Source organism: Bacillus sp. S3 (assembly GCF_005154805.1).
GTDB lineage: Bacteria > Bacillota > Bacilli > Bacillales > Cytobacillaceae > Neobacillus.
Map to the genome: position 1 here is coordinate 4,856,093 of NZ_CP039727.1, position 22,602 is coordinate 4,878,694.

At 35.7% G+C, this 22,602-nt stretch carries 20 protein-coding genes and 2 pseudogenes; 2 read left to right on the forward strand and 20 right to left on the reverse strand.

Annotation, left to right across the window (positions count from 1 at the left end):
• Positions 1-109: 109 nt before the first annotated feature.
• The 17 genes and pseudogenes from nagZ to FAY30_RS23370 all read right to left on the reverse strand — a co-directional run bounded on the left by nagZ (position 110) and on the right by FAY30_RS23370 (position 18,731).
• Entirely contained in the window at positions 110-1,879 is a 1,770-nt protein-coding gene (gene nagZ, locus FAY30_RS23285; RefSeq protein ID WP_149872084.1) for a beta-N-acetylhexosaminidase, read from the reverse strand.
• Positions 1,880-2,159: 280 nt separating this feature from the next.
• The gene (gene bla / locus FAY30_RS23290; protein WP_411675508.1) at positions 2,160-3,065 is read right to left on the reverse strand and encodes a class A beta-lactamase; all 906 of its coding nucleotides are present in this window, start codon (positions 3,063-3,065) and stop codon (positions 2,160-2,162) included.
• 262 nt (positions 3,066-3,327) lie between these two features.
• On the reverse strand, positions 3,328-5,382 hold the full coding sequence (locus FAY30_RS23295) for a peptidoglycan D,D-transpeptidase FtsI family protein (protein WP_149872086.1): 2,055 nt from the start codon (positions 5,380-5,382) through the stop codon (positions 3,328-3,330).
• Between the two features lie 120 nt (positions 5,383-5,502).
• Entirely contained in the window at positions 5,503-7,299 is a 1,797-nt protein-coding gene (locus FAY30_RS23300; protein ID WP_149872087.1) for a BlaR1 family beta-lactam sensor/signal transducer, read from the reverse strand.
• Entirely contained in the window at positions 7,299-7,685 is a 387-nt protein-coding gene (locus FAY30_RS23305; protein ID WP_149872088.1) for a BlaI/MecI/CopY family transcriptional regulator, read from the reverse strand. Before FAY30_RS23305 ends, FAY30_RS23300 begins: the two co-directional genes overlap by 1 nt.
• Positions 7,686-7,819: 134 nt before the next feature.
• Positions 7,820-8,029 carry an RNA polymerase sigma factor gene (locus tag FAY30_RS23310; RefSeq protein ID WP_149872089.1) on the reverse strand — a complete coding sequence of 70 codons (210 nt, stop codon included), beginning with the start codon at positions 8,027-8,029 and terminating at the stop codon, positions 7,820-7,822.
• Between the two features lie 80 nt (positions 8,030-8,109).
• Positions 8,110-8,610: a DinB family protein gene (locus FAY30_RS23315; protein ID WP_149872090.1), complete on the reverse strand. Its 501-nt coding sequence runs from the start codon at positions 8,608-8,610 to the stop codon at positions 8,110-8,112.
• A 282-nt stretch (positions 8,611-8,892) separates the two neighbouring features.
• Entirely contained in the window at positions 8,893-9,243 is a 351-nt protein-coding gene (locus FAY30_RS23320) for a transposase (protein WP_149872091.1), read from the reverse strand.
• A 977-nt stretch (positions 9,244-10,220) separates the two neighbouring features.
• Complete coding sequence (locus FAY30_RS23325) at positions 10,221-10,568, reverse strand: hypothetical protein (protein ID WP_149872092.1); 348 nt, start codon at positions 10,566-10,568, stop codon at positions 10,221-10,223.
• A 745-nt stretch (positions 10,569-11,313) separates the two neighbouring features.
• Positions 11,314-13,125: pseudogene (gene ltrA, locus FAY30_RS23335) on the reverse strand (group II intron reverse transcriptase/maturase).
• Between the two features lie 913 nt (positions 13,126-14,038).
• On the reverse strand, positions 14,039-14,578 hold the full coding sequence (locus FAY30_RS23340) for an SMI1/KNR4 family protein (protein WP_190284742.1): 540 nt from the start codon (positions 14,576-14,578) through the stop codon (positions 14,039-14,041).
• A 156-nt stretch (positions 14,579-14,734) separates the two neighbouring features.
• Positions 14,735-15,028, reverse strand: a pseudogene (locus FAY30_RS23345) (antibiotic biosynthesis monooxygenase family protein).
• A gap of 111 nt (positions 15,029-15,139) precedes the next feature.
• Entirely contained in the window at positions 15,140-15,637 is a 498-nt protein-coding gene (locus FAY30_RS23350; protein ID WP_149872095.1) for a DinB family protein, read from the reverse strand.
• 108 nt (positions 15,638-15,745) lie between these two features.
• A complete protein-coding gene (locus FAY30_RS23355) occupies positions 15,746-16,039 on the reverse strand; it encodes an RNA polymerase alpha subunit C-terminal domain-containing protein (protein WP_149872096.1) in 294 nt (97 codons plus the stop codon).
• Positions 16,040-16,096: 57 nt separating this feature from the next.
• On the reverse strand, positions 16,097-16,558 hold the full coding sequence (locus FAY30_RS23360) for a GNAT family N-acetyltransferase (RefSeq protein ID WP_149872097.1): 462 nt from the start codon (positions 16,556-16,558) through the stop codon (positions 16,097-16,099).
• Positions 16,559-16,834: 276 nt separating this feature from the next.
• Positions 16,835-17,320, reverse strand: coding sequence for a GyrI-like domain-containing protein (locus tag FAY30_RS23365; RefSeq protein ID WP_149872098.1), 486 nt, complete (start codon positions 17,318-17,320; stop codon positions 16,835-16,837).
• A 475-nt stretch (positions 17,321-17,795) separates the two neighbouring features.
• Entirely contained in the window at positions 17,796-18,731 is a 936-nt protein-coding gene (locus tag FAY30_RS23370; RefSeq protein ID WP_149872099.1) for a DNA/RNA non-specific endonuclease, read from the reverse strand.
• Between the two features lie 587 nt (positions 18,732-19,318).
• On the opposite strand from FAY30_RS23370, the gene FAY30_RS23375 reads away from it, so the two are divergent.
• Positions 19,319-19,798 carry a hypothetical protein gene (locus FAY30_RS23375; RefSeq protein ID WP_149872100.1) on the forward strand — a complete coding sequence of 160 codons (480 nt, stop codon included), beginning with the start codon at positions 19,319-19,321 and terminating at the stop codon, positions 19,796-19,798.
• 146 nt (positions 19,799-19,944) lie between these two features.
• Here the strand turns inward: FAY30_RS23375 and FAY30_RS23380 are convergent, their stop codons facing one another.
• The 3 genes from FAY30_RS23380 to FAY30_RS27980 form a co-directional block, all read right to left on the reverse strand.
• The gene (locus FAY30_RS23380) at positions 19,945-20,325 is read right to left on the reverse strand and encodes a hypothetical protein (RefSeq protein ID WP_223820829.1); all 381 of its coding nucleotides are present in this window, start codon (positions 20,323-20,325) and stop codon (positions 19,945-19,947) included.
• Positions 20,326-20,480: 155 nt separating this feature from the next.
• Positions 20,481-21,029 carry an SMI1/KNR4 family protein gene (locus FAY30_RS23385; RefSeq protein ID WP_149872101.1) on the reverse strand — a complete coding sequence of 183 codons (549 nt, stop codon included), beginning with the start codon at positions 21,027-21,029 and terminating at the stop codon, positions 20,481-20,483.
• Between the two features lie 154 nt (positions 21,030-21,183).
• Positions 21,184-21,699: a CBO0543 family protein gene (locus FAY30_RS27980; RefSeq protein ID WP_149872102.1), complete on the reverse strand. Its 516-nt coding sequence runs from the start codon at positions 21,697-21,699 to the stop codon at positions 21,184-21,186.
• Positions 21,700-22,110: 411 nt separating this feature from the next.
• Between FAY30_RS27980 and FAY30_RS23395 the strand changes: the two genes are divergently transcribed.
• Positions 22,111-22,542 (forward strand): hypothetical protein, encoded by a 432-nt coding sequence (locus FAY30_RS23395; RefSeq protein WP_149872103.1) that lies wholly within the window; start codon positions 22,111-22,113, stop codon positions 22,540-22,542.
• Positions 22,543-22,602 lie beyond the last annotated feature (60 nt).

The window sequence follows — 22,602 nt, forward strand, 5'->3', positions numbered from 1 at the left end:
GGGGCAAAACCATTGGTCAAATTCAATTAAATGAATAAAATATACTATTTCAATTATATAATTTTTTATTTTACTGTAATTTTGGTTAACCACAAACCAATATGAATAATTAATGTAAATAATTATTCAGAAGACTATTGATGGAGTGATTTATTTCATTTATGTTAGGATTTCCTACTTTCGTATCGTTAATGCTATAGTTCCTTTTTAGTTGAATAATTCTTTTTATACTTTCATTTACTCTTTGTTCGGAGATTTCACCATTTTGAACAGCAGTTTTTAAAGAGGAGATAATCTTTACAACATTATTATAGTCATGCCCTACTAAAATAATATCGCTTCCTGCCTTTACTGATTCTACCGATGCTTTACCAATATCAAAATGTTCTGTTATCGCTCCCATTGTCATATCGTCCGTTATGATTACTCCTGTAAAACCAAGTTGTTTTCTAAGAAGATCCGTCATGACAGCTTTTGACATGGTCCCTGGATTCGTTTTATCTAATTGAGGCAATAAGATATGAGCGACCATCACAACATCTCCACCTTGATTAATCGCACGTTCAAACGGTATTAACTCTAGTTCTTTAAGTTCCTTAAGGCTTTTATTTACAATTGGAAGGTCCAGATGGGAATCAACCGAAGTATCTCCGTGACCAGGAAAATGCTTAATTGTCGTGATAACGTTCTGAGACTGTATCCCTTTCATCGTTTGAACCCCAAGTTTACTTACTATTTCCGCATTGTTCCCAAAGGATCGATCCCCGATTACTGGGTTATTCGGATTGCTGTTAATATCGAGAACAGGTGCAAAATCGAGATTTAAACCAAATTCTTTTAATTCTTGCCCTAAAAGTGTTCCGACTTTAAAAGAAAAATCAGGATTGTTTACTTGTCCAATCTGTTTATTTGGAGGAAAGTTAACAAGTCCACCCGGCAATCTTGTCACACGTCCACCCTCTTGGTCAACACCTAGTAAAAGCGGTAGACTTGAACTATTTCCAGCTTTCAGTTGATTCACAAATTGAACGGCTTGTGCAGGAGTTTCAAAATTATTTTTGTAAAAAATAATTCCTCCGACATGGATTTGGCTTATTAATTGTTTTGCGCTTGCATCCATTGTAGTCCCGGAAACCCCAGCAAGAATCATCTGCCCTATTTTATCTTCTAAACTCATTTTAGAAATTGCTTCTGAAATGGTTTGGTTTTCTTGTTGATTTGGTGTTTTTTCAATCTGTGTAAAGAGTGAGATATGGTCAACTTTAGGATTTGGCTCCTGTTCTGTTTTTACTGGTAAAACCCATAATAAATCCGTAGAAGACGTTGCATGATAGACAAGTATCATTTGGTTCTGAGTTGAATCTTTATAGTATCGAATGGCATCCGGCTCTCCACCAATTTTCTCAATTTCATTTAAAGAAATATTTTGTAGTTCGGGATCATAAGATCGTATATCATTTACAGTCTGTTCTGCATAGCCGATTGTTGCATGATGACTTTCGTATTCCTCATACCTACCTTTAGCAGTTTCCGAAATATCGTCTGATTTTCCCCATTTTTTATTTACTTCCTTCCATCCTGTTTCACCAGAAACAAAGGAAATCTTCGGAACCTTACCTACCTTAGATAAGGAAAACGTTTCCTCTACTAATTTCTCAAGATTTGAATTCTGATCATTCTCCGAGTCCATTGTATTTTTACCGGAAGGTTTTTTAGTATCGGATGGATTAGTTACAATTGGGCTTTCTTTAACTGGCGTTTGTTCGCTATCATTTTCTTTGATACCATAATAAACACCAATGGTTAAGGCAAACATTAAAAGTAGGATCGTAAAAATACGTAGCTTATTTCGAGAAGCCCTTTTTCTATTCCTTCTCATTTTCCAATTCCCCTTTCTACTTTTTTTATGGTACGATTTGAGTTTTTATTTTACCGTTTATTTGTCGTAATGCCAATCAGCTTAAAGAGAATTAGAATTATGGTGCATATCCAACATTTTTAAGGGGAATTAGGAGAAATAGTAGTGCTATAAGGTTGCTTCTAGCATAAACATGGATATAACATTAGATAGATTTTAAAATGTAAGCTGATGAGTTATAAATGGTAAACACATCAGCTTTTTTATTCGAGTATTGTGATGCGTAAATTTATTTATCTGTTCACTTCAGCGCGTTAAGTGCGACCTTTGCAGCTTCTGCGATTAGCGTATTGTCAAAGGTGGCATTCTGTGTATCGCGGCTGGATAGAACTGCGATGACAATGGGAGCTCTATTCGGCGGCCAAACAATGGCAATGTCATTCCGCGTTCCATAGCTTCCCGCCCCGCTCTTATCATCGACTTCCCAACCTGTTGGTGCACCAGCACGAATCAATGTATCTCCAGTTGCATTTCCCCGCATCCAATCTATTAGGATCGTACGTTTTTCAGTTGGGAGCAAGTCGCTGACCGCGAGCGCCTGGAGGCTTGTAGCAAGTGCTTTTGGTGTGCTGGTGTCACGTTTGTCTCCAGGAACAGCTGAGTTCAAATCCGTCTCGTAGCGATCAGCCTGGGTAACGTGATCGCCAATCTGCCTCAGTGCTGTTTCAAATCCCTCAGGTCCTCCCAGTTTCTCTAATAAAAGGTTTCCTGCAGTGTTGTCGCTATATCGAACAGCAGCCTCGGCAACTTCCCAAAGAGTCATCCCGGTATCTACGTGAAGTTGTGTTACGGGTGAATACGAAACGATGTCCTCGCTGTTGTATGTGACCAACTCGTCAAGTTGATCCATGGAGTAATGCTGCAGTAATGCACCGGCGGCTAGAGCTTTGTAAGTAGATGCGTAAGCGAACCGCTCTTGAGGCCGATAAGAGACTTTCCGATTTGTACCTGTATCGATGGCGTAGACTCCGAGCCGGGCATCATATTTGTTCTCGAGTTCTGCGAACTTACGGTGTAATTGGGGTGCTGGTTGTTTCGCGACTGCTTTTTCGGGCTTGTCAGAAAGGTTATGGGAGCTCATCGACCAGCCAGCGAGGGGTACAATTGCAACCACTAGCACAAGCAAGGCATATATAAATTTATTCATACTGAAAATATTATGTGTTTTCTTCAAGATCTTAACCTCTTTCTATTAATATTTGATGTCCTGAAAATAGAATCAGCGGGTTTAATCATTATGTATCGATTAACACCCATTGGCTCTTAACCAGCAGATTTTAAAATGCTGGGGGAGAATTTCCTCCTTTCTCCACTCTGATTACATACGTAATATGAGATTATGCATCTAATACTACATATGTAGTATTTATTACACGATTAATACTACGCTTGTAGTAAAAAGATGTCAATCATTTTGTAGTTGGCTGTCCTTTTTTATTAAGGTCAAAATATGCCCGAAAAACCCGCTGGCTAATGATATTAGCTGCACTATGCGGCTGAGCATAACCATCACGGTAGGCATTTGGCACAATAACGGCAATGGCAATCTCGGGATCATCGAATGGGGCATAACCAGCAAAAGAAAGATTCCAAGTCTTCACCCCATTTTTATAGGATTCCGAGGTCCCGGTCTTACCCGCGGCATTGTACGGTTCGTCTTTAAAATATCCTCTTGCTGTTCCTTTGGAGCCATGGGTGACCAGCCAAAAACCTTGTTGAACCCGCTTAAGCATCTCCTCACTCATATCCACCTGATTCAGCACCACTGGTTCGATTTCATCGATTACGTTGCCTGGTTCATTGCCATTCTTATTGGGTTCACGAATCTCCTTCACCAATTGGGGCTTCATCCGGTACCCTCCATTAGCAATCGTTGTAATATACTGGGCAATTTGCATCGGTGTATAGGTATCTAGTTGTCCGATGGCTATTTGAAAGTAGGTGCTTGTATTGGTTCCTTTAATTCCCGCCGTTTCATTATCAAACCCTATACCAGTAGGGATGCCCAAACCAAATTGGTTGAAATAATAGCGGATTGTTTCAATTTTTTTCGGATCGATATTCAAGGTGCCATTAGGGACATACTTTCCTCCCATCATTTCAATCGCGGTTTTCCACATATAAACGTTGGAGGAACGCTCCAATGCCTCTAAATCATTAATTCTGTTCATGACTTGGTAAGAAGAGAAGGTTCCTGATCCCTTAAACCGCATGACTTCATCCAATTCCATTTCCCCGAAATCCCTGACACCGGTTTGGTATCCGGTTAATACGGTGGCCCCTTTGACAACGGACCCCTGTTCAAACGCGTACGTGAATGTTCCCGGTGTAAAATCGGTGAACTCCCCGGACTTCCTGTCATACACTTTTCCTGACATCGCAAGAATGCGGCCTGTTTTCGGTTCCATTGCCACAACAAAGGCAGTGTCAAGGGTATCCGTATGCGGCTTTTGGATTGCACTTCCCAACTCTTCCTGCATAATTTTTTCCACTTGGGCTTGAAACTCCATATCAATGGTCAGAACAATATCCTTGCCGTTCTTCCCTTTCGATACTGTCTCTGTACTCACCACATTTCCATTTTGATCTGTCACTGTTTTCACTTTTTCCTTTCGACCTTGCAACACACTATCGTAAAGCTCTTCAATATAGCTTTTTCCGACCCGGTCATTCAGTTTGTACCCTTTAGCCATATAGTAATTTACCTTTTCTGCGGGTAGGCCTTCATCTGCACTTGTAACTTCCCCAAGCATATTCCAAAACGTTTCTCCATAGGTTCGGTCCCTCTTCCAATCAGTCGTGACATCCACACCCGTCAGGTTATCCAGATTTTCATTGACCTTTGCAAATTCTTCCTCTGTTACATTTTCATTTTTGATCATCGTCGGGGTTAAAGCGATGGCAGACGACAGTTTGCGGTAGATTGCCGCCAGGTTTTTGTCCATTTTCTCGAGATCGCTTTCTGTAATGCGGTTCAATTTTAATTGATATAAATCCTTGTCATTCAGCTTTTCCTGTTTGTATAATTTCTCCTCCTTCTTTGTGATTAAATCCGTGCCATTGTTATGTTCTAGCAGCCAGATATCTTTCAAATCCCGATCGGTGACTTTATTGATCTCTTTATCAGTCATGACCAGGAAGGTATTTAACTTTTTACCCAGTTCAAGCAATTCGCCGGGCTGCGGATTTTTCGGCGGTGTATAGATAATCGCCTTTTCCGGAATATTGTAGACTACTAACTTATGATTCGTATCATATATTTTTCCACGCGGAACGGAATAACTGACGGGCGTCACATCTGTCTTCTCTGCCTGAGCCGCATAGGCTTCCCCTTTAATAATTTGGATAACGCCGAGGCGGAGAATCAGGATAGAAAAAAGAACAAAGACCATGAAAAAGAGACCATTCATTCTCCATCGGATTGGGTTTCTTACAATATTTTCTTTCTGCTTTTTCTGCTTCAAAACACATCAGCCCTTTCATACTGGGAAATTTGTGTACAAGTTAGTAATAAATACTACAATTGTAGTATTTTGTCCTGAAAAATCCCAAAAAGGGAGGGTAATCCTTTCTGGGGTTAATGATTAATAGATCTTTTTATGCTGCAGGATCAGCTTGGCAATCTCAGCTGCCTTGCTTCCTTGGGCTTGACCATCCTTATTTTGAATATTAATGGCAAAATAATAACGATCCTCACCCTTTTCGACAAAACCAATAAACCAGCCATTTACATTCTTTCCATTAATCATGCCGGTTCCCGTTTTACCATACAATCGCCCATTCTTTTGTACATCAATTAAAATTGCCTTTTTTACCGCTTTGATATTTTCCGCTTTAAAACCCCATTGATTTTCTTCTAATTGGTATAATAATTGGACTTGTTCAACAGGTGATATTTTTAAGGAAGATTCCATCCAGTAACTATCCAAAATCCCTGAAAGATCCTCATTCCCGTATTTTATCTTGTGAAAATAATCTTGCAGCTCCTTTCTCCCTACTTCTCGATCGGTATTTTGGAAATACCAATTCACTGAACGGGTCAAGGCACTCGCTAAATTTTGATTTTGATTCCATTCAGGAAAGGGATAAATTTTCCCATCCCAAATCTGTTTATTGCTATTCGTGGAAATCACATTGGATTCCAATGCAAATAAGGCAGAATATATTTTATAGGTGCTATCAGGTGAAATCCTCTGTTCACTCATCTCTCGATTATAAATTTTATATTGGTTTTTAGAGGGATCATATAAAACAAAGCTGCCCTTGTAGCCCTCAAAATAAGAGCTTAAATCTTCATAGACTACATTCTTCCCGCTAAACTGATACACATCATCCGTGCTGGCAATAACGGTGGTGATGGGAGCAATTAATAGCACAACAATTCCTAAAACCGCACAGATGACCTTGCTTTTCCATTTCAATAATCGAGAGTCGCTAGAGAAGCTTGCAATGCACTGGATTCTTTGTTTGATTTGTTTTTTAGTTCCCCCTATACCTGGAGCAAACTGTTCAAAGGCCCTATCATATTTTTTATCGGCAAAACGAATGATGGTATGCCCATATTCGATATATCCGCTCTCATCCAAGAGATTTAACACGGAATCATCACAGGCCAATTCCCGATCCATTCGAATCTTTTTTAAGGCATACCAGACGAATGGGTTAAACCAATAAATAATACGAAATATCCACATGACGTAATTCACGAACAAATCTTTGCTTTTATGATGGTGCAGCTCGTGCAATAACACGTATTTTATTTCATTAAACGAGAATGCTTCTAGCGTGTTGCTTGGAATAATAATATAGGGCTGAAAAATCCCGAACGTGATCGGCGAGGTAATAAGAGAGGTCTCCCTCAGCCGTATGTTTCTTTTCACCCCAACCATCTCTTTGCACGTTTCTAATAGTTCATTTAGCTTTTGGTTATGAACAGCTGCAGCTGACTTTTTGAGTTGATGGATTTGAATGCTTGAATAAACAGCAGCCCCAACCAAAAGAACCACTCCAATAACCCAAACCGTAAAAAATGTATGGTAAATGAAATCTGGCGTTGACTTGTTTACCGACACCGTGAAATCATGTAATAAATCGCTGTTTGACCCTTGAGAGGCAACCGCTCCATTTATCCTTTCACTCTTCGGTACCGTGTCTTTATGAAAAAAAAGGAATCTTTTAAAATAGTGAGTTCCTTCTCCAAGGCGAACATAATTCCAAGGTAAAAAGGAAGCAAGGAGTGGTATGCCAAGAAAATACCAAATATGATAATGGGCTTTCACCGTCATATGATTGTTTAATAGCCTTTTGATTAACAGAATCAAGAAAATAAGGAGAGATACCACGATTGTACTTACTAAAATCCGCAGCAACATGGTATCCATTATTGGTCCCCTTTCTTATCTCTCTTGGATAAAATTTCCTTTAATTCTGAAATATCTTCTTTCGACAACTGATCATTTTCAATAAAATTTAATATCATTGAATTCAAAGTACCGCCAAAAAACTGTTGCAGAAAGGATTTACTTTTTTGCCCAACATATTCGTTCTTTTCAACCAGTGAGGTATAAATAAACACTCGGCCAGCTTTTCTTGCATGCAAAGCCTTTTTCTTAACTAGGCGCGCCAGCATAGTGTGAATGGTATTTGGCTTCCAATCACTCTTATTCGATAATTTCTCCACTACCTCAGGAGTCGAAATCGGCTCATAGTTCCATATAACCTTCATCACTTCATATTCTGCTTCTGATATTTGTGGAATCTCCTTCATGATCCCCCTCCTACTTTTACAACTGTAGTATTTATTATAGCAAGAAGTTCCAAGTATATAAAGAATATTGGTGACTGTAGCCTATGGTAAATAATCCCCCTGTGTGCTGAGGATTTATACTGATACCATTCACCTTATTTAAGAAAAAAATAGCCGCCTATTAAGATACCTAGAGTTTCGGAAATTTCCTTAACAGACATTTCTTGAAAGTAGAATAAAACGATGACAGATTGGTATTTTGTTTTTAACTGCTTAACAAAATTAATGATTAAACGTGATTCCTCACTTGCTAAATAATTTCGTTCTATGCTGCTTAAGAAAAGCCGCCTATTCGTTGGCAGCATTAATCTTCAACATAAGCACCCGTTACTTGAATAAGAAAACAGGCTCTCCAAAATAATCCTATTCTTAACTTTCACACCCATCACTTAACAAGCATTTGTTCTAACTCATCTTTTTGCCGCAAGTGATGACGAAAATGCATACCAACCAAATCATACCATTCCCTTGCATTCAGCCAGCCGAACCCTCCATGCTCGACTTTATAAATTGGGTTAATATTATCCACTTTCGATTCCCATTGGCTCAACCTTAGAATTACTTGATCCATTCTCCTGATAAGATCGTCCCTGCCATCTGAATTATTAGGTGGAGTATTTAGTTCATCCGGTAATTTAATTTTAATTGGCGGAAACCCTCCGATCTTAAATAAATGCTCACCAAACTCCGTTTTCCCAAAGGGTTGTTCATCATTTAAGGTGGAGCATGTTTCCATATTATCTAGATACTCATGGGCAACAAGGATTAAATGGTCATACATTTGCCCAATAGACCAAACTGCTTCTTCAGATTTATATCTTAGCTGTTCCAAAGAGTAATTTTGAAGCTCGTTTTTGTAAATATTAATCAGTTTAAGTTCGCTCAATGTAATTCCTCCTTTGTATTAATTAACTCAAATCTAAAAGTTTTGCATTTTATATATATGTAACTAATTATTCAATTTTCGATTACAAATCCTTCATCAACTAACCTGCTCCGATAGTCGAATAAGTAAAGCTGCCAAAATGACAGCTCCAATCTTCAACTCTTGCACCCTGTTAGTTTAAGTATAATCCTTTCACAAACCTGCTTAAAGAAATAATAGGAGACCTTTAACTTGGCTATTCGACTGCATTTGTTCGACAATACAATGTTATATACTGTTAGATTACTTATTTATATCTTTCTCTTCAATGTACCCTAGGAAGCAATCCTGAAGCTCACCTTCACTATCAATAGAATCAAGAAGTAATTTTGGTTCAATTGGACAGTCTATTAGGGTTGAACTTCCGTCAATTATCCCAAGCATATTTGAAATGGTATCAATCATTGTTTGTTCAATAATTTTGAATAGAACGCCTTTATTTTCTTCTTCTAAACTATTATATAAACCAAGAGCTTTTATCCAGTAATCATCAGTGTTATTACTGACATTCGTTGTTTCGTATAAGCATTTGTAAAGCTCAAGGTCTTCTAGAACTATTGACTTGTAAAGAGATTTAACAAATTCTTCATTCATTGAAACTCCTCATTTCTGAATATAAGAATTCCTTTATTTTATAAAAGTTATAACTCATTTAAGGTTATCTTATTCAACTAAACTTCCCCTACCAATTCTTGAAATTTTTTTCTAAATATAAGCTGGTATTGATAAACAAAAAAAGATATTTTAGACGGTTATCAGTTAATTTGGTCATTTTTTCTCATATTGTAATCTATAACAAAAAATGTGATAGAAGTAACAATAATAGAGATTGTATTCAGCTTATTGGAAATTAACCCATACTGTGTTAGTAATAGGGAGGATAATACAATTAAAGTTCCAATCACTTTTATAATCAAATACTTTCCTTTATAATACTTTGACATATATATATTCTTCTCCTTAAAGGACGTTAAACATTTTTATTAAATGAAATATATTTACTGTTTTAATTCAATAAAACAGTAACTTATTTTAATGAATCAGTCACCTCAAGGCATTTTCCATTATACGCGTCCATCCTAACGGTTGGTTCTTCTCCATTTTTAGTTTTCAGTGTAACACTCAACTCGCGTTGATTAGTGAATTGATTAAAAAAACCACTCTTTGTATCAATAGACAATTTCTCCAGTGTAATGTCATTAAAATAAATTTCAATGGCTTTTATTCCCAATTTTTAGGAGGAACGTTCAAACACAAAATTGCATAACCTGTGGCTTCATCAGTTGTCAATATGGGCTTTTGGTATACATATGCAATCCAAATGATAAGTAACACTAAAACGAGAAAACCTTCTTTCTTCAATTTTGTGGCCTTTAACACGTTACAATCACCCTATCCAATATTGTATAAAATTGTAATTCGGCAATCTCCTCCAAAAGTCCTGCCTAATTGCACTCTCCTGCCCTTTACTTCAATAAGAATAGCCATACTCTCTTCTTGAAGTATGGCTACCAATTAGTTTACGTACATTTATTCACAAATGATGAAGGTAGAAAAATGTATATCTGTAATTAAACGCCGAACGCTAAAAACCCCCATAACCTTCCATCCTTTATTTCATAGCAGTTTCCAAATATGCCAACAGCCCAAAAAGTTATTATTCTGCCGTTTTCATATTCGAAGTCTCTTTCAAAAATATTAAAAATAATCCTTTCTGCAAACATTCCAGACCTAGTTTCAATTTCCTTACCGTCTTTTACACACCAGTGGTTAAATTTCTCACATTTAATATCTAACTTTTGTAAAGTCCAACTTTCGAATTGTGCTTCAGAAGGAGAAGTTGATACCATAACTGTTAAAAGCAATATAACCAACATTACAAGCACGATTCTAAAATTCGTTTTAAATTTACTTTTCACTATTTTTCTCCTTGGCTTATAACGTCTTCCTAATCAACTTAGTTTTAGTAGTATTTTTCCTCTACATTTTTTCATAAATCTTTCTAAACTATTATTCTTATTGTAACTTATTATAATAATCTATGAATGGAAAAATTCGAATTTTTGGGAATGACTATCTGTAATTAACCTGCCCCGTTAATGCAATCAAAAAAAGGGATCGCTACAGCAATCCCATCTTGAAGTAATGCACCCCGTTAGCTTAATAAAAAAAAAGACCGCTGCAGCGACCTTTCATTATCAAAAATTGAAGCTTCATAGGATATCTTACGATTTACTTGTTTTAACGTTATCTAAGATTTCAGAAACAGCTATGGCTATACTTGCATTTAGCATTCCTAATATAGAAAAATAAAAAAGATTTGGGTCTGTGTGAGTTGCAAAGAATGATACAACTAAAATATATGAGCAACACAAAAATACCACTATTCCAAAAATTAACAAGAATTTACTCATTACGACGACATCCTTTTCGACATATTTTCTATCTTCAACAAAAAATTCAACAAAAGGTTAAATATTCCTTTTTTATTAGTCGTCCAAACCTCTTTTCTTATTAATACAGATAGGTAAGGGTTTGAAGTTATCGCTCCCTTTTCCCCCTGTTCACACCGTACGTGCGACTTTCACCGCATACGGCGTTCCAACTAATCCAATTCATTCAATTCTATGTATTTGTTTAGATTGATGTTGCTTTCTTCCGAAATCATATGGCTTCGTTTTTACATTGTAATCGAAATTCGATTATCTTTTCTTTTTGCTTTTTGGTAAGTTTTAAGACTTTGATTAATTTCTTTATCTTTTCACTGTCCTTAAGATGGATTAGGCGATGAACTGATTCATGGAGTATCACTAGGTTTGAAAAAGTATCATCTTTTGATAGGTGATACGGATTCTTGTGGTGGCAATGCCAATCGCTAACGCCAAGATCTACTCCTGTTACCGCACATTTCCCATATTGAGCAATAAACTTACTTATTCGATTGTCATTGTATTCGATTGACCGATTTGGAATAAAGTTTTTCATAATTGAAAACAAAACCCTTTTGTTAACAGCCTTTAGACTTTTGTGGATTTTATCTCTACCTTCGGCAGTATAATTACATGTTTCCTGCGAAAAGCATAAGTTTGTTTTATGCTTCTGGGCATATATGGGCACAAATACCATACTTTGTATTTTGTATAGTTTCGATTCATAACCTTTGTACCTTTTTTGTAGAGTTTTTGTCATCTCATGAAAATTCGCATCTGTTCTAAAAATCTTTAAACGATTATACAGTATTTTTCTTAGATAGAAGTTTAACTCATTAAGATTTGTTGTAATTTGGGTGGCTGCGGAATAGTAATTTTGGATTCCCATTACGACTGTGTTGTAATGCCAGACTGTTGCTACACAAGGCTTCTTCTGGATTGCTTTGATTGCTTCCTTAATTTTATTAGAGGCATTTGTCTTAGCTTTTCTCGACATCTGTGAATGGACTACATGACCAAACCTAGTTTTTCCCTTCCTTACTAATTTAAAAGTAAAGCCGAGAAACTCGGAAGAGTTTTTCTTTAGGTTAATTACCTTTGATTTCTCATCACTGGTTTCAAGGTGTAATCTTCTATTTAAAAAGTCTTTTATGGCATAGTACATTTTGATTGCTTGAGACCGAGTTCTGCACAAAACTTTAAAATCGTCCGCATAACGGACGATAAAACATTCTTTTAATCCAGATTTTTTCAGTCCCTGGTACTTGATTCCACTGGTCTTATATTTAAAGTTGCTTTTGAATGTTTCCCACTGATTACTGATCCACCAATCAAGTTCATTGAGAACGACATTTGATAATAGGGGTGATAATATTCCACCTTGCGGTGTTCCTTTGGCTGGTATTCCTTCTCCATCAATCTCCGCTTTTAATAGTCTAGAGATAATTGAGAGTAATACTTTATCCTTAATCCCCAATGTCCAAAGCTGTTTCAAAAGCTTTCCGTGATTCACATTATCAAAGAAGCCCTTTATATCGACATCCACACAATGATGAAGCCCAGCTTGATTGACAAGGAATTCGAATCTTGCTTTGGCATGGTGGGTGCTTCTATTTGGACGAAATCCATAGCTATGTTTATGGAATTTAGCTTCAAAAATCGGCTCCAAAACTTGTAGAATACACTGTTGAAAAATTCTATCCCAGATGGTGGGAATCCCTAGTGGTCTAAGTTTTCCATTCCCTTAGTCAATAAACACTCTTCTAACCATTTTAGGTTCGTAGTTTTTAAACATGATTTGAACCGTGCTTATTACATCTTCCACCGTTAAATGACTAATATCTTTAATCGTAAGATTATCTGTACCTGCCGTTTTACTACCTGTATTTCTTTTGATATTTCGGTAGGCAAGACGAATATTTTCATTAGAACTCATCAATTCTTTTAATCCATAAAACTTTTCACCACTGACACTTTGAGCATACAGAGAGTCAAAGCATTCCTGTAAGTTATAATACTCATTGTGCCTCAGTTTCTTCCGTTTCAATAAGTCGGTAACTCCTTTCGGAGTTAAACCTCTTTTAGTCTCACAAGAACCTTATTAATCGATAAAAATCTGCATTACATGGTTGATTGATTTTTAATTAGTCTAGTGGCTATCCCTCCATGTGGATTAGACATTTCATTGGTACTGTGCCACCACTTTCACTGATACAAAGAAAAGTTATACAGTAACTAATATCATTATTGCTTTCCTTGTCAACGCTTCTTCAGGAGTAAGCCCTCCACGTTATCAGCTTACAATGTTGAATTATACCTATTATGGAATGAACTTAGGTGCTTCCTTTAAGCCTGTTAGCACTCATACGCCTTTAACGTATCATGGATTTTTATATTAGTTATTCTTACTCATCCACAGCTAACCTCACGATTTGGTGATATACACATTTCTATGTATTGCAGTTTTAGACCCGTACATTCAGAAGTTCGTCAGCTTAGCCTTTTACTTTTAGACTTAACCGCATCCTCACCATATTCATTCAACTCAAGCACCATGAATTACACCACTCCATCGAGTAAGCTTTCGTCAGCCAAACTGGTACGGTAATTTCTCACGCCTTTTCACCGAGCTTATAACACTATCATTCTTACTAAATCTAGTGCTATTCGATTAAGAGAGAACCCTTCAGGGCGTTATCCCGTCATTTGATTCTTCGATATAACCCTTCAGTTCCGAAAGGAACTGCCTAGCCTTTACCAGAGTGATGTTACCATCCTCCATTTAAACTAGGAACATTTCGCACAACTAACCTGCACCGTTACTTCAAGAAGGAAAAAGGCGATCCTTCATTATTGAAGAATCGCACCCTTTAGTTTAAGTACAATATTTCACAATCTGCTTTTAAAAATACCGAAAAGGTCAAATCTTGTTAATAGAATATTCAGCTCCTGCAATAAACTTAATCAAGTTGAACCCCATTAGAAAACCAATCCCAATACGCATTTCCTTGTGCAATAATCATTCTTTCTAACCAGGTAGTTAAATCACAGTAGAAACTTAAGGTCTCAATACTCAGCAACAGGATATTTACTTTATTAGTTTGTTTATAGTTAGAAATGTCAAGTAATAACGTACCTCTATCTACAACATAGCCAATTGGGTAGCAATATTTCAAAATATATCCTACATCACAATAACCCTTCATTGAATTGTATTCACTTATCATTTTCTCGATTGAATAAAGGCAAAAGGAGTAGCCATATTCGTTAGTAAAAAACTCTGCACCATTATGCAATAATAAAAATTCTTTATATTCAGTAGGCAATTCCATATGATTTTTTGTAATAATTTGTTCTAATTCGTATTTAGTAATAGGCTTGTTAAAATTAAAACCAACTTTTGGGTAAACTCCAGATGTACTATGAACAATTAATGAATTATTCTCATCCAATCTGGTTTTTAAAGCTTCCATAACATTTAATATTGACGAATCCTTCATACTCATCACCCACTTAAGCAAATATTGAATCACTGTAACAGATAATATTCGTGATGTTATTGTCAATTCCTTTTTTTACTAACCTGCTCCGTTACTACAATAAGAAAAGCCGCCGAAATGGCAGCTTGGATCTTAACCCATTACTTACATAACCTATTAAAATAGAACATTCTCACAGTGTTCAACTATTGGGAACGGGTCATAGAAATGATGTAGTTGCTTTTTCCATTCTTGATACTCTTTCGATTGTCTAAATCCAATTGTATGGTCATCTAATGTCTCCCACTTCACCAACAATAAATATTTCCCCTTAGCTTCCATACAACGTTATAATTCGTGAGATATGTATCCTTTCATTGATGATATAATTTTTGATGCTTCTCGAAATGCTACCTCATATTCCCCTTCCACGCCTTGCTTAACTTGTAACATTACAGCTTCTAAAATCATTTATTTTCCCTCCTTTTTAGAAGGAAACCACCGGGATGGTTCTCCCGGCTTATTAATAACAACCTTGATAAAAAAACCACCAGAACCGTCCCCATGGTCCCCTTCATTTCGTTAAGACCAATCAACGCCACTCCAAGATGATTGCAACTTTCGCAACAGAACAATTTGGCCGATATGATATGTATTGTGCATCATGATATTGCTAAGTAAACGCTCAATAGAGTAACTGTTAGCTGCATACGGAGCTGTTAACTTTTCATCGTCAAGGTCCGCAATGACGGTTTTTAAATTATTCATAACTTCATTTAGGCGCTGAACTGTCTGGGCCCAGCCAATGTCGTCTTCTGGATCCCCTGGATTTCCAAAGGTTTCTTCATTGCTTTCTGCATTATGCGGATTCTCTGTGCCCTTAATTCGATGGATCACGTCTTCATTCCAAAATATCAAGTGGTTGACAATCTGCCAAATCGAATTGCTGTTTCCCAAACTTGTCCATGCTGCCTCAGCTGCGGTGACTCCCTGAAGCGCCTGATTCATGGATGCAAACCATTCATTCTCATAGCAATGCATGTCGAGTTGTTCTAAAAACATTTTGGCAACAACTTGCATAAAACCACTCTCCTCACTGTTAAGTGTCATCTTTCAAAGTTAAAACAATGGACAACCAATTTGTAATTACTCTTTTATTCTATGCCTACTTATTTAAATGATAGAACACTAGTTTTTAAAAGATAACCCTTTTTCCTTCAAAGCAGACCTAAGTTTTGGTAATGAGGATGGACCCATACCGTGAAATTTCAAAATCTCTTTTTCGCTATAGGATGATAACTCCCCTAAAGAAGTGACACCATTGTTCTCCAATGCTCGTCTTGCCGGTGCCGAAAGCAATGAAAGAAATCCATTTTCAGGCTTGCGTTCCTGCTCACAAATAGGACAGGTTGGACATTCACTACTTTTATAATATGTATGCCCCTTGTTACAGGTCCTTACATTTTTATTGGAAGTTGTCATATTTAAACGCCTCCTTGCTTTATGAAATCAACTCGCCCTATAGTTTTATAAAAGTCTTTATAACTTTAGCTTCAAACCTTCATGCGTTGCTTTAAAACCTAACCTTTCATAAAAACTTAAAGCATCTTGTCTTTTTTTATCCGTTGTTAGTTGTACTAAATGACAACCACGTTCTTCTGCACGTTGAATTGCCCATTTTATTAGTTTAGTTCCTACACCCTTACCTCTTACAGAAGTGGTTGTTCTCACTACTTCAATAGTAGCTCTCCACCCACCTTGATGTGTTATATATGGAGTAAAAGTAATTTGTTGTACCCCAATCACTTCATGGCCGTCACAAGCCACTATTAACTCGTTATTAGGGTCAGCCGTAATAGCCTCAAATGCTTTTATGTAACCAGTAGGAAGTGGATGCTCATACCGCTCCCGTTTACTTCCTAAAACATCATCAGCAAGCATGGCAACAATAGCATCTAAATCTTTTTCAGTAGCCATCCTAAACCTTATTTCTGTCTCCATTAAAATCCCCCCTTTAATTAGTAAACCTTTTATTACTTTCTATGCTAACTAAATTCCAACTATAAGGGTAATTATAATTATGTTATGAATTCTAATAAGTTTCTCTTATGTAACTGCTCGATATCCTACTTCCACTTACTTCAACAAAAAAGGCACTAATCCTGCTTGGATCAGTGCCTTTTATTTCCAAATATTACCCCTGTTTACTTTAAGTGTAATGGTTCTCAAACCTTTTGTGAAAGAACTCTAGCACCCTGTTTGTTTAATAATAAAACATTATTTTTTTACAATCGGTATATAAATATCAAAATGCGGATCATTCGGATCACGATCAACTGGATAATGTTCATGTTTAATCGGCATATAAGGATCATAGTAATCTACACCAGCTTCTCTAAATGCGGTATAGTCACTATCAAATAACCATTGATGTAAATCCGTATAGGTCTTTTGTATATCTTCTCCTTTATTATGGGTCGTCTTTACATACGTCCATTCAGGAACCCATATTTCAATCATCCCATCTGGAATTTCCTGCTCCTCACTCACTTCATACACCGCGTAATGTGCGAATCCATTCTCAATTACATGATAGGATAGACCTAATTGAACATTAGGATTCACCTTATTCTCTAACTCATCGGCACGGTCTTCAACTTGTTGAATGACGTTTTTTAAATTCGGTACAATTTCAGGGAATGTTCCCTCCCATTTTAATCCTACTGTCCGATAGGCCGGTAACGTTATAATTTCATAACTCAATTTATTCCCTCCATTTCTCCTAAAGCGTCATAAATTCCTTTTAAACAGTTTTCTCTATCTACGGGTAAATTACCTTCTTTCACTAACTAAACTGCCTAGTTAATCGAATAAGAAAAAATGACCTCCATAGCGATACTCCTCTTCAATTCTTGCACACGTTAGCTTAGGAAAATTAAATTAAATAATGGGTTTCTTGTACAGTAAAAATTGATTGTGCCATTTTCATAATCTGCTACTTCTTATTTCTTATTTTCCCAACCTAAATTTCTAATATCGTGAATATCAAGGTTAATTGGGTGAAATTGACCACCACTCTAAAAGTTAATACGCTCATCCCCCTCTTTAGCTCTTGCCCCTATTAGCGCAATAAAGATTCTCTAATTTAGAGTCCCATTGCTCAGCACAACAAGAAAAAAGCCGCCAATTATAGCGGCCTTTCTTCAATTTTTTGTTTTATATGTGTATATAACCTTATTTACTCACCTACTAGTCCATCACCATCTCGATCGTCCATATATTTATAAAGCCAGTGATCACTCGTTATTGGCATGCTATAACCTGCTGCTTTTGCTTCTTTAATCGTCACTTGTCCATTACCATCTGTATCAACACTAGAAATATCTTCAGTGCCATTCGAGTTATTAGAACTAGTTGACTTATTTGAGTTAGTTGATTTACTTTCAGTTAAGCCTAGAGATTTATTTATCTCATCAGGGTTGCCGTTATCAAACTCATCTACAATCTTATTCCCTTTTAAAGTGTAAGTGTACTTATAATGAGAAGGAATCTGCGTTTTCGTATTAGGATATGTGATAATTGCTTCAAAATGAGTAGCCCCACCAGCTTTACGAATGGCATCTTCCATATATGCTTGATCACCATGTCGGTTAAGCGTACTGTCTTGTGGAGTAATATTGTAAGCATTAGATACCCCTCCGAGAGAATCTGCAATGATATGTCCTTCATCTAAATCTGCTCTTTCTACACCAGGAACTTTTGCTTCATCTTCGTAGTATCTGCCAGACGATGTTACAGGTTCGCTACGATCATCTTGTAGAACGATTTCTTCAGCAATGACACGGACTACTTGCCCGTGTTCATTCGTAAAGGACCAATACTCTCGGTCCCCAAAACCAATGTCAACGACGACGTTAGGTTCTCGATGTCCAGACAAATCACCACCATCAATTTCAATTAGTTTGTAACCTTTAAACAATTGATCTTTTGATTCTGTTGATGTTTCCTCTACCACCTGTTTTTCAGTCGTAGTTTTTTCTTTTTCACTATTTTTTGTAATTACTTCTTGTGAATCAGCTTTCCCATCAGTATTTGATACATCTTCTACGTTAGTACAACCAACTATTAAGATCGCGGTTAAAAGTAAGATAAAATAGTTTATTTTCTTTTTCATTTTAGGACTCCTTATAGTATTTTTCACTGAATATTCTAGAGATCTATGATTAAAATATAAATTAACATTGTAAACCTATTTATAGTAGTATATTACAATATCAATTTTATTACAGTAAATACTTAGTTCGAGGTATGTAGTGTTAAATTCCAATAAAGATTAGTAGAGTCCAATGCACTAAAAAAGGCACAATTCCAATTCAAGAATTGCGCCAGATTGTTGATGATTGTTATTTAACTAAAGCACCCCATTAGCCATCCATGCAGCAGAGCTGCACCACAAAGAATGAAAATGAATAGGAAGTGTCAATACTGATACTGACCTTAATCCAGTCAACCAATTCATAGACATATTAAACTCTCCTCTTTTTTTTAAACGATTGAGCAGGGCCTTCTTAAGTATTGTCATTTTTCTAACCTTGAGGAAACTTATTTTCATGGTAGTTTAATAAGAAAAATCCGGCATAATGGTTCTAAGTGCCCTCTCTTTTAATTCACATTTTATTCGAATTACGCATTATAAATGTACTTTTTGAATATTCATTTCTGTTTTTTAACAAACTAAATAAAAACTAAAGGAATGATAAAATGTTACAAAATGGCATAAGAGTTTCCCTATTTTTAGTTTCTTGGCTATCTGTAATTTTTCTCCCTGATAAGAAGAAATTGTTTGTTAAATACCTCCTAGTTACATTGTTTTCTGCTTTGACCGTTATGTGTGAAATATTTTATTTTACCACTCATAAATTATGGAAAGTAAAAGGGGGGCAAAAAAATCTAACACGTACTGCATTCTTACTTTTATTTGGACCTTACATGATTTTAACAATATGGGTTTTTTATTTATCGAAAGGGAAATTTCTTATATACGTATTAATCAATTTAGTTGCGGATTTAATATATGCTTTTCCAATAATAGCTTTATTCAAAAAGCTTAATGTTTATCAAATTAAAGTGAAATCCATTAATTTCTTTCTGTTGATCTTTACAGATGCATTGCTTAACTTTGGATTTCAAAAGGTTATTGAAAAAATATACCCACAAACGAATAAGCTTTTTAATAGCTAGGTAATTTCCCCTAGCTATTTTTATTTCGCAATATGTGTCTATTGCGGAGTTAATAAACAACTCCTTCTTCAACTATCCTTCCATTTAGTGGAACAAGATGAAGGGCTGCCGTTGCAGCCCTTTGTTAAACTCAAGCACCCATTAGCTTAATAAGAAACTTCGCCCCCAGGTAATGAAAATAAATTAAAACCATTATTCCCTTGTAAATTCCAACCCTCAAAATAATTGCTTGCGTGAAACAATTCAAATTTTAAATTATCTTCAAATTCAATGGTAAAGATTAATTCTTCAATTAGGGAAATGTTTAATATCTTCCTCGACAGGAGTAAATTTTTTACGGTTTTATGAGAAAATTTCTTTGGTTCCGAGATACAATCAGTTTCACCTATTAGAATTTCCTTTTTTTTGCGAAGTCTCCACGGACATTCAATGATAAGCGAACCTTGTTCAAAGATAATTCCTAAAGGGAGATTTTCTTCAGTATTGACATCAGTTACAACCCGTCCGATAAAATATCCAAAATCCATTTCGCCCAACTCCTTTTTTTAAGGACATTATCCCATACATTTAAAGTTGATATTCTTTATAAAACTATCCTGCCCCGATACTTCATTAAGCAAAAAGCGACTCTTCGTTATTGAAGAATCGCACTTGTTAGTTCAAGAAGAACTAACTATTTAAATTATTCAAATTCAAAATATATTCCATTTGCTATATTCTCTTTCCCCTCTAGCAGTATTTCAGAAAGGAATGTTCTTATGTCATCGTATGATTTGATTATTTTTTTAGTTCTAAAATCTATTTCTAATATTTTTTCATCAACATCTATCACATAATAAGTGTTTTTCACAAGAGAGTCAGCGAAAATGAAATGGGTTGCTGGTGTACGCTTTCTTCGATATAGGTTCTGCATATTTTCCAGAGGGAAGGGTGTACTAATTTGCTCTTCTATACTCAAACCTTTATAAGTTTGAGGCTGTTTTCCAGCGACTCTTAATAAATCAAATAAATAACAACCATTATGAAATGATAGAAAGTTTTTATATTGGGTAGGGAACTGTTGTTTTAACTCCGTTTCAAACTGACTAATTGACTCGTTCCATAATGGGGGTTGAAGTGTTGAGTGCCAACGACCTTCTCCCAAATGTCCATATTTGACAGATTTTGTTCGTAAGTTTTTCTTATCATTACTATATATTTCAATTAGTTCTTGGCTTAGAAACTCTATCATAAAAACACCTTCTTTTGAATTTAGCTTAACATATTACACTGTTTTTTGAGAATCCTTATTGAACTAAACTCCCCGTTAGCACAAGTAAAAAGCCGCCAAAATGGCGGCTGGATCTTAAAGTCTTGCACCCTAATGTAGATCATGCTACGGTCACCTACCTAATTGGAACATGAAAATAAATAACAAAAAAGAAAATAATCGGAATAGAGATTATTAAAGCAACTGTTGGGTATTTATAATGCAGCCTAAGCATAACAAAAATAATAGCATTAAAGAAAACTGACCAACCTATTGTCCACCCATTATGATGGGAAATTAAATTTAAAAAACGCAAATTTATGTATTCAATTATTGAAAACAAAGATACCCAAAATAATATCCATAAACCCATATTTAGTTTTTTCTCTGGAAATCTTCCAAGAAATATCAAGACACTTGATGGATAAGCAATAAACATAATTAATAACGTTATAATAGTGTGATTTGGCAGTACAGCAAAACCAAAAATACTTTCCTTATATTCCCACATCCTGTAATCATAACAAAGAAAATTATAGAGTAAATCACCAAACCATATAAATAAAATTGTGGAATGATATTTCCTCCAGTTCCGCCAGTCACCCCATATTATAGCTGCAATGAGAAATAAAGCATTGAATAATAAATGCATATTATCAGCCTCGAATTCCTTTTTTACTCAAATAATTTATTCAACTATACGGTTATCTGAAGCAAGAACTATTTCGGAACATTTTTAACTTCATTTACCTAGTACACCATAAAACCGAGATATTCCATTACTTTTTAATGTATCCAAGTAATAATAAAAAAATATTATTAAAAAGCAATCAAGATTCAAAAACCTTAACATACCAATTTCTTATTGAAGTAACCTGCCCCGTTAGCACAATAAGAAAAGCTTCACAATTGGCATAACGGGTTCTCCTTTGGAGAGAAAGCTGCAAATTAAATAGAGAAATGACAGACTAAATAGCCATTTATATATAGGAGCTTCATTGCAAAGGGATTAAATAGTAATTGTCGAATATGTAAAAGATTAATATTAATCGGGGGGTCTTGAATGAAAAAAACACTTATGATTTTATCAATATTTACTATATTCCTTACAACTCTTATTGGTTGTTCAAAAGAAGTCCCTAAAGAGTTCGATTTAAACAAACTAACTAGAGTTGACATTCAACTATTCGCAGATGAACACATTGACAATGAAATAATAATTTCAGAGGAAGAAAAGATAAAAACTTTAAGAGAAGTATTTGCAAAGATTGAGTGGGAACAGAACGTAAAGGCTAATATGGCTCGAAAAGAAGATGTGAAAGCCACTTTATTCTACACCTTTGACAAAAATATGCCAGAAAGATTATTTGAATATTTTATCTGGTTCAATCAAGGTGATGCATCAGCAACGATTATTGACAGAGAAAAAAATGCTTTAGGCACATTAGAAAAAGAAGATGCCCAAACACTAAAAAATATTTTGTTGAATGACTAAAGAGCAGATATAACCTGCTCTTTTTGTATGATTTAGTGTGTATGTAGTTACCTCAGCAGC